Origin of the sequence: Bacterioplanes sanyensis (assembly GCF_014652515.1) — a bacterium.
In the GTDB taxonomy this organism is placed as follows: Bacteria; Pseudomonadota; Gammaproteobacteria; order Pseudomonadales; family Oceanobacteraceae; genus Bacterioplanes; species Bacterioplanes sanyensis.
In genome coordinates, this window is sequence record NZ_BMYY01000001.1 from 644,115 (window position 1) to 651,132 (window position 7,018).

Annotated in this window: 6 protein-coding genes; 3 read left to right on the top strand and 3 right to left on the bottom strand. The window is 54.5% G+C overall.

Features of this window, described 5'->3' with window-relative positions; translation table 11 throughout:
* Positions 1-71 precede the first annotated feature (71 nt).
* The 3 genes from rlmKL to chrA all read left to right on the top strand — a co-directional run bounded on the left by rlmKL (position 72) and on the right by chrA (position 3,929).
* Positions 72-2,237: a bifunctional 23S rRNA (guanine(2069)-N(7))-methyltransferase RlmK/23S rRNA (guanine(2445)-N(2))-methyltransferase RlmL gene (gene rlmKL / locus IE090_RS03015; RefSeq protein ID WP_189386840.1), complete on the top strand. Its 2,166-nt coding sequence runs from the start codon at positions 72-74 to the stop codon at positions 2,235-2,237.
* Positions 2,238-2,362: 125 nt separating this feature from the next.
* Positions 2,363-2,722, top strand: a complete 360-nt coding sequence (locus IE090_RS03020) for a hypothetical protein (RefSeq protein WP_189386841.1) — start codon at positions 2,363-2,365, stop codon at positions 2,720-2,722.
* Positions 2,723-2,771: 49 nt separating this feature from the next.
* On the top strand, positions 2,772-3,929 hold the full coding sequence (gene chrA, locus IE090_RS03025) for a chromate efflux transporter (RefSeq protein ID WP_189386842.1): 1,158 nt from the start codon (positions 2,772-2,774) through the stop codon (positions 3,927-3,929).
* On the opposite strand, the gene IE090_RS03030 is transcribed toward chrA, so the two are convergent.
* The 3 genes from IE090_RS03030 to IE090_RS03040 all read right to left on the bottom strand — a co-directional run.
* Positions 3,917-4,954 (bottom strand): proline racemase family protein, encoded by a 1,038-nt coding sequence (locus IE090_RS03030; protein ID WP_189386843.1) that lies wholly within the window; start codon positions 4,952-4,954, stop codon positions 3,917-3,919. The genes chrA and IE090_RS03030 overlap by 13 nt on opposite strands.
* Entirely contained in the window at positions 4,951-6,114 is a 1,164-nt protein-coding gene (locus IE090_RS03035) for an alcohol dehydrogenase catalytic domain-containing protein (protein WP_189386844.1), read from the bottom strand. Before IE090_RS03035 ends, IE090_RS03030 begins: the two co-directional genes overlap by 4 nt.
* A gap of 90 nt (positions 6,115-6,204) precedes the next feature.
* Positions 6,205-7,018: IS3 family transposase (locus IE090_RS03040; RefSeq protein WP_189386845.1), on the bottom strand; the 814-nt coding region annotated here is incomplete at its 5' end.

Consider the following 7,018-nt stretch of genomic DNA (forward strand, 5'->3'; position numbering starts at 1 on the left):
AATGATTTTTTTCTTATAAACAGCGTAGTGCTTGCTACGCATCGCTATTTGACGAACGGATTACAATCAGCATGCAAACAGATGTTCAGACGTCAGAAATGGCGTGGATGGCCCTATGTCCTAAAGGGTTAGAGCCACTCCTGGCCGACGAAATCAGTCACTTAGGTGGCAAAGTTGAACGAGAAACCCACATGGGTGTGGCGTGGAAAGGTGACCTTGAAGTGGTTTACCGAGTCTGCCTGTGGAGTCGCTTAGCGAGCAGAATATTATTACCCTTGTATGAAAGTCAGGTTACAACGGCCGATGATTTGTACGACAGTGCACGCAAGGTAGATTGGCCAGGGGTATTTCCTGTCTCAGCCAATTTTCGTATCGACTTCCATGGTCGCAACGACCAGATTCGCAACACTCAATTTGGTGCTCAGCGCATCAAAGACGCCGTCGTCGATGGCTTCCGTGACCACTGTGGTCAGCGCCCCTCCGTTGATAAAGACGCGGCGGTGCGCATTGAGGCGCGCTTGGCCAAAGGCAAGCTCAGCCTGTTTCTGAATCTCAGTGGCGACAGCTTGCACCGTCGCGGTTATCGCTTGCAGCCGGGTAAAGCGCCTCTGAAAGAGAACTTGGCGGCGGCGCTGCTGATTCGCGCTGGCTGGCCGGAAAAGATGGCCACAGGTGAGCACCTGATCGACCCCATGTGTGGCTCCGGCACCTTGTTAATTGAGGCGGCCTTGATGGCCGCTGACATCGCCCCTGGACTGAATCGGCAGAAGTGGGGCTTCAGTGACTGGAAAGGCCATGATCGCAAGCTGTGGATGGCGCTGTGCGATGAAGCACGCCAGCGCCGCACTCAAGGATTGGCGCAGTTGCAAAATCGTTTTTACGGCTTTGATATTGATGCCGAGCAACTCAACGCAGCGCAGAAAAACTTGGAGCGAGCTGGCTTAAGCGACAAGGTGCATCTGGAGCGCCGTGGCGTAGACGCGTTGCGGGTGCAAAAGGACGTCATGACTAAGGGCGGCCTGCTGATCTGTAATCCGCCTTATGGTGAGCGCTTAAGCGAGCTGCCGCAGTTGGCGCCTTTGTATCAGCAGTTGCATCAGGCGGCGTTGAAAGTGCCGCAATGGCCGCTGGCGGTGTTTACCGGCAATGTTGATTTGGCCAAAGTCATTCGCCGGCCCATGGACAAGCAATACCGTTTTGTAAATGGTCAAATTGCCACGCGTTTGTTGATGTTTGGCGCCGCCGATGAGCGCTCGCTCAGCGCGCCCGACACACTGATTCGCGGCCCGGTAGAGGCCTTCGCCAACCGCTTAAAGAAAAATTTGAAGCAGTTAAATAAATGGGCCAAGCGCGAACAGGTCAGTTGTTATCGCCTCTATGACGCAGATTTGCCGGAGTATGCCGTCGCCATTGATCGCTACCAGGCCGAGCAGGGCGAATGGCTGCATGTGCAGGAATACACGCCGCCCAAATCAATCGACCCGGAAAAAGCCGAGCGTCGATTGTTGGATGTGCTGGGCGCGTTGCCGGAAGTCACCGGCGTTGCACCTGAACGCATCGTGTTAAAGCGGCGCGAGCGCCAGAGCGGCAAGCGCCAATACGAAAAAGTGGCCAGTGATGAGCAGGCACTGGTGGTGCAAGAAGGCGCGGTCAAGCTGCAGGTAAACCTGCGTGATTATTTGGATACCGGCCTGTTTTTGGATCATCGACCCACGCGTTTATGGCTGCATCAGCAGCTAAAACCCGGACAGCGCTTTTTGAATCTGTTTTGCTATACCGCCACGGCCAGTGTGCACGCTGCCCAAGCCGGTGCCCATTGCACCAGCGTGGATATGTCACGCACCTATTTAAACTGGGGCAAAGACAACTTCGGCTTAAATGCCATTGACCCAGCTGAACATGCCTTTGTGCAGCAGGATTGCATGCAGTGGTTGGCGCAGCAGGGCAGTGACAAGTTCGATGTCATTTTTATGGACCCGCCGACCTTTTCTAACTCCAAGCGCATGGAGGGGGTGCTGGATATTCAACGCGATCATGTGCGCCTTATCGAGCAGGCGATGGCATTGCTGAACCCGGGTGGTGTGTTGGTGTTCTCGACCAACTTGCGCAAATTTCAGTTGGATGAAGACGCGCTATCAGTCTTCAATATTCAAGCGCAAGGGGCTAAATCCGTACCTTTTGATTTTTCCCGCCGGCCCAATATTCACCACTGCTTTCATATTCGTAGCGCTCAATAGCGCTGTCAGTACACAATCAGGCTGGGAGCTTTAAATAGTGGCGCTCCCTTGCTTGCATTGCCGCTGGTTCGCCCTCTGGTGTAGAGTAGCAACCCCGTTGGATGTGATGTTTAAGGATGATATTGATGCTATTGATGAAATTGGCACCTGCGTTATTAACGGTCGCGTTAGTGGCAGCTTCAGCGCACAGTTGGGCGGATTATTTTGTTGAGCGCGATCTGCACGGCAGCTGGTGCTTTCATACCAAAGAATACCCAGATGGCAATCAGTCCAATGAAAAAGTCAGCTATCACTTTGGCGTTGACCAGCAGCTACGCATGACGGAGTTTACCTATGAAACCCGCAGCGCTTACAGCTTGCGCGGCAGTCGCTTAAAAATAGATAAAATCGGACGTTTTGATGTGCTGCAGCTGACGCCCAGTCAGTTATTGTTAAAACATCGCAATGGCTCGCTGCTGCATCTTAAGCGGGGGCGGTGTCAGTAACCCTTTCGCTATAGAAAGTGCTATCGAGTTAAGCCGCTGGAGGCCGAGTGTGAACAGCAATATCTGGCAAATTTTACGTCAGTTTTTCTGGTTAGGTTGCACCTCCTTTGGCGGTCCGGCAGCGCATATCGGTTATTTTCGTCAGCAGTTTGTGGTGCAACAGGGCGCGCTCAGTGGGCAGCGCTTTGCCGACTTATTGGCGTTGTGCCAGTTTTTGCCTGGGCCTGCCAGCAGTCAGTTAGGTGCGGCCATCGGTTTCGACTTGGCTGGCTGGCGCGGTGCCATCGCAGCCTTTGTTGGCTTTACGCTGCCGTCTGTGTTGATTCTTGCGCTGCTGGGCAGTAGCTGGTTGTGGTGGGCCGACTCTGCACTGGTGCTAGCACTGAAGTGGCTGGCCATGGTGGTGGTCGCCGATGCGGTATGGAGCATGGCGCAGCAGTTTTGCCAGTCTGCTAGGCACAAGCGCATCGCATTGCTGGTGTTGCTGCTCATGCTGTTATGGCCAACTGGGCAATGGTGGGTATTAGTGCTGGTGGCTGCCTGGGCGGCGTGGCACGTGCAAGATGATTCTACTTCACCACCTAATGGCTCAACTTCGCCATCCATAGTAGGGCATTTTTCACCACTGGCGCTTACCTTGCTGGCCATGTTTTTTGCTTTATTGCTGTGGGCGGTGTGGCCGCACAGCAGCGTTTATAGCGATTTGCTGGCGCTGTTTTATCGCACCGGTGCCACCGTGTTTGGTGGCGGCCATGTGGTGTTACCGCTATTGCAGCCTGAGCTGGTGGGGCAGGGCTTGCTAAGTGAAGCGCAATTTAATGCCGGCTACGGCGCTGCCCAAATATTGCCTGGGCCGCTGTTCAGTGTGGCGTTTTTCTTTGCCCAAGGCACAGGGGCCGGTATCGGTGTGGCTTTATCGTGTTTGCTGGCCATTTTTTTACCTGGGTTTTTATTGTTATTTGCCTTGCTGCATCAGTGGCAGTGGTTGCAGCAACAGCCTCGCTTGGTGGCTGCGCTGCGGGCAGTCAATGCAGCCGTGGTGGGCTTGCTGGCAGCGACCTGGCTGAGTGTGCTGTTACCAGCGGCGAGCACGGGGTTGTTGAGCGTGTTGTTGGCGCTGCCCGCACTGGCCTGGCTACGCCACGATAAACAGCCGCGCACCTTGCTGTGGTTGGCGGCGCTGGCGCTGGTGTTTTATGGTCTGTAGCTATTCAACGGTGGTAATTGATCGGCGCTGATCAGGGTGTCGCTCGGGTCGACCAGAATATCCGAGCGTGCCAATAAATAACCCTTGCCGGTAATGGTGCTGGCCACGCCGGAAAAATGCCCGACCTTGACTTCGCCTTTTAAGCTGCCCACAAAGCGTGTATTGCGCAGTGAAATGGTCTCCAGTTGATCGCCGGCTTTTAGCTCGCCGCGCTGGTAATGATATGCCAACCGCGCGGCGGTGCCGGTGCCTGTGGTGCTGCGGCAAATCACGCCTGGGTGCACATAAGTAGCGCTGCCGGATTCGTAATAACCGGGGGCGGATTCCGTCAATGGCCCCATAAAATGCAAAAAAGGCAATGGGCCGACATCGCCAAGCTCCGGGTGGGCGTAATTATTGGCGTCACAAATGGCGCTTACAATGCGCTGGGCGCAGGCGGCCAATTCGACTTCTTCGCTGCGCTTGAGGGTAAAGCCCAAGGCGCTGGCATCGACCAAAGCATAAAACCCGCCGCTGTAGGCAATGCTGTAAGTGACTGGACCCAGGCCGGCAACGTCGATGACGTTGTCTAGGCTGTCGATGTAGCTTGGCAGGCCTTCAATGGTGATGGACTGCACCTTGCCGCCTTGATTATGGGCCACCACATTGACTAGGCCTGCGGGGGATTCCAGATAAAACTGTTGCTCGCCTTCTTCGATGGCGATCATGCCGCTTTCCAATAACGCCGTCGCCGTGCAAATGGTGTTGGAGCCAGAATAAATGGGGTACCCCATGACCTCCATGATAATGTAGCCATAGCGGGCTTTAGGGTCGCAGGCGGGCACAATTAAATCGACCGACATTTCCGGAATGCCAAAGGGCTCATACAGCAGCAGTTGGCGCAGGCCGTCGGCTTGGTGCTGCAGGTACTGCATTTGCGCACGCACACTGTCGCCAGGCAAGGCGCCAACGCCGCCTATAACAATGCGGCTGACGTCGCCGCCAGCGTGGGTATCGATCAGTTTGATGGTGGCAATATCGTTCATGCAGATACTCCTTGAATTGCATAAGGCGCGCCGTGCTGCTGCCATTCACTGTCGGGCACAATCACCAGTTTGCCTAGGTAATCTTGTGCCCGGCCGCTGGCAAAATAGCGCTCTGCTGCGTGCAGCTCGCTTAATGGAAAAGTGCCGTGTAAAACGGGTTTTAAATCGCCCTGTCGTATCCAGTGCATGAGTTGGCGTGCCTCGGCGCGGGTGCCGTGGGAGACGCCAAACAGCTGTATCTGATACAAATAAATCTTGGTCCATAAAATATCCGTTACGTTACCGGCACTGGCGCCAGCAATGGACAGCCGTGGGTAATCCTTGCGCTGACTCATATGCTCGGTCATGACATCCAGCAGTGGGTTAATCATGCTGCCGCCGGCTAAATCCATGACCGCATCAATGATGACGCCGCCGGTTGCCTTGGCCACGGCGCTGCGCCAATCACTGACCTGGGTGCGGTCGATCACACTGGCAGCGCCCAGTGCTTTTAATCCTTCGCTTTTACCAGGGCTGGAAATCGCATAGGGTGTGGCGCCCAGTAGCCGGCATAATTGAATCAATGCCGTTCCCACACCACCGCTGGCACCGCTAATAAGAATATGCTCGCCGGCTTTAACCCGTGCTGAGGTGAGCATGTGGTAGGCGGTTTGATAAGAGCACATGCCCAGAGCGGCTAACTCAGCGTCGCTGTAGGGGCAGTCGCTCATGTCATAAAACTGATCGGCTGGCACAGCGATGTATTCAGCAAAACCGCCATCGCGACCATGGCCAAAATAATCTGGGGTCAAATTAATATCATCGCGCTGATCGGCATAAATATTAAAATCCAATAAGCCGCGCTGGCCGATGCGCTCAGTGCTGACGCCTTTGCCAACGGCCACCACGCGACCCACCACATCAGCACCCTGAATGCGGGGAAAGCTCAGGGTGGGGGACTCGGTCATTTGAAATGAAGTAACAGTGCTATTGTCTTGGGTCGGATATAAGCCTTCGCGCACTTTGCGGTCGGTATTGTTTTTTGCCGTGGCGCTGACTTTTACCAATACCTCGCCAGTGTTAGGAGACGGTGTCGGCACATCGGTGCGATAGATTAACTGCTCAATATCACCATGCCCTTGCAGCAACATCGCCGCCATGGTGGTTGGGGTGTCAGTCATACATCCTCCTGTTTGTTGGCGCCTGTATGACATTAGCAAGTGGGGCAGATAACACCAAGGTGTTGTGGTCAACCCAAACCGGAAACTTTTCTAAGCACATTTTTCAAATTCAATCGGTGTTGCATCGCCTAGCGTCGTGTGTAAACGGCGAGCGTTGTAATAGGCAATGTACTCCCTCACATCGGCCACGGCATGCTCTCGAGTCGCGTAAATATTTCCCGTTAGCCACTCGCGTTTAAGGCTGCCGAAAAAACGCTCTGTGGGTGCGTTATCCCAGCAGTTTCCTTTGCGGCTCATTGAACACACCATGCCATGCTGTTTCAGCAGCGCTTGATAGGCATGACTGGCGTACTGACTGCCACGATCCGAGTGGTGGAGCAGTCCTTTAGGCGGTTGGCGCAAGTTAATGGCCATCATCAGGGCTCGACTGACCAACGCGGTTTCCATATGGCGATCTAAATGCCAGCCCACCACTCGGCGCGAATATAAATCGACCACCACCGCCAGATAAACCCAGCCTTGCAAGGTCCAAATGTACGTGATGTCCGTCGTCCAAACACAATTTTTGTCGCTCGGAGAAAACGCTCGATTCAGCACATTTTCTGCCACCGGCAGCGCGTGTTGACTGTCGGTGGTCAGCACAAACCGTTTCTTCTTCCGGACGCTCAGGCCGAGTGCTTTCATCAGCGATCGCACCCGGTAGCGACCTATGGTAAAGCCTTCTTTGCGCAGTAATGTCATCAGTTGACGGCTACCCAAGCTTTGTCGCGACTCGTTAAACAACGTCTTTATGCGCTGTTTCAGATGCCACGTTTGGCTATCAGGGTGTTTGTCATCACGCCGGAGCCAGTCGTAATAGGCACTGGTGCTGACTTGCATCACTCGGCATAGCTGCGTGACACTG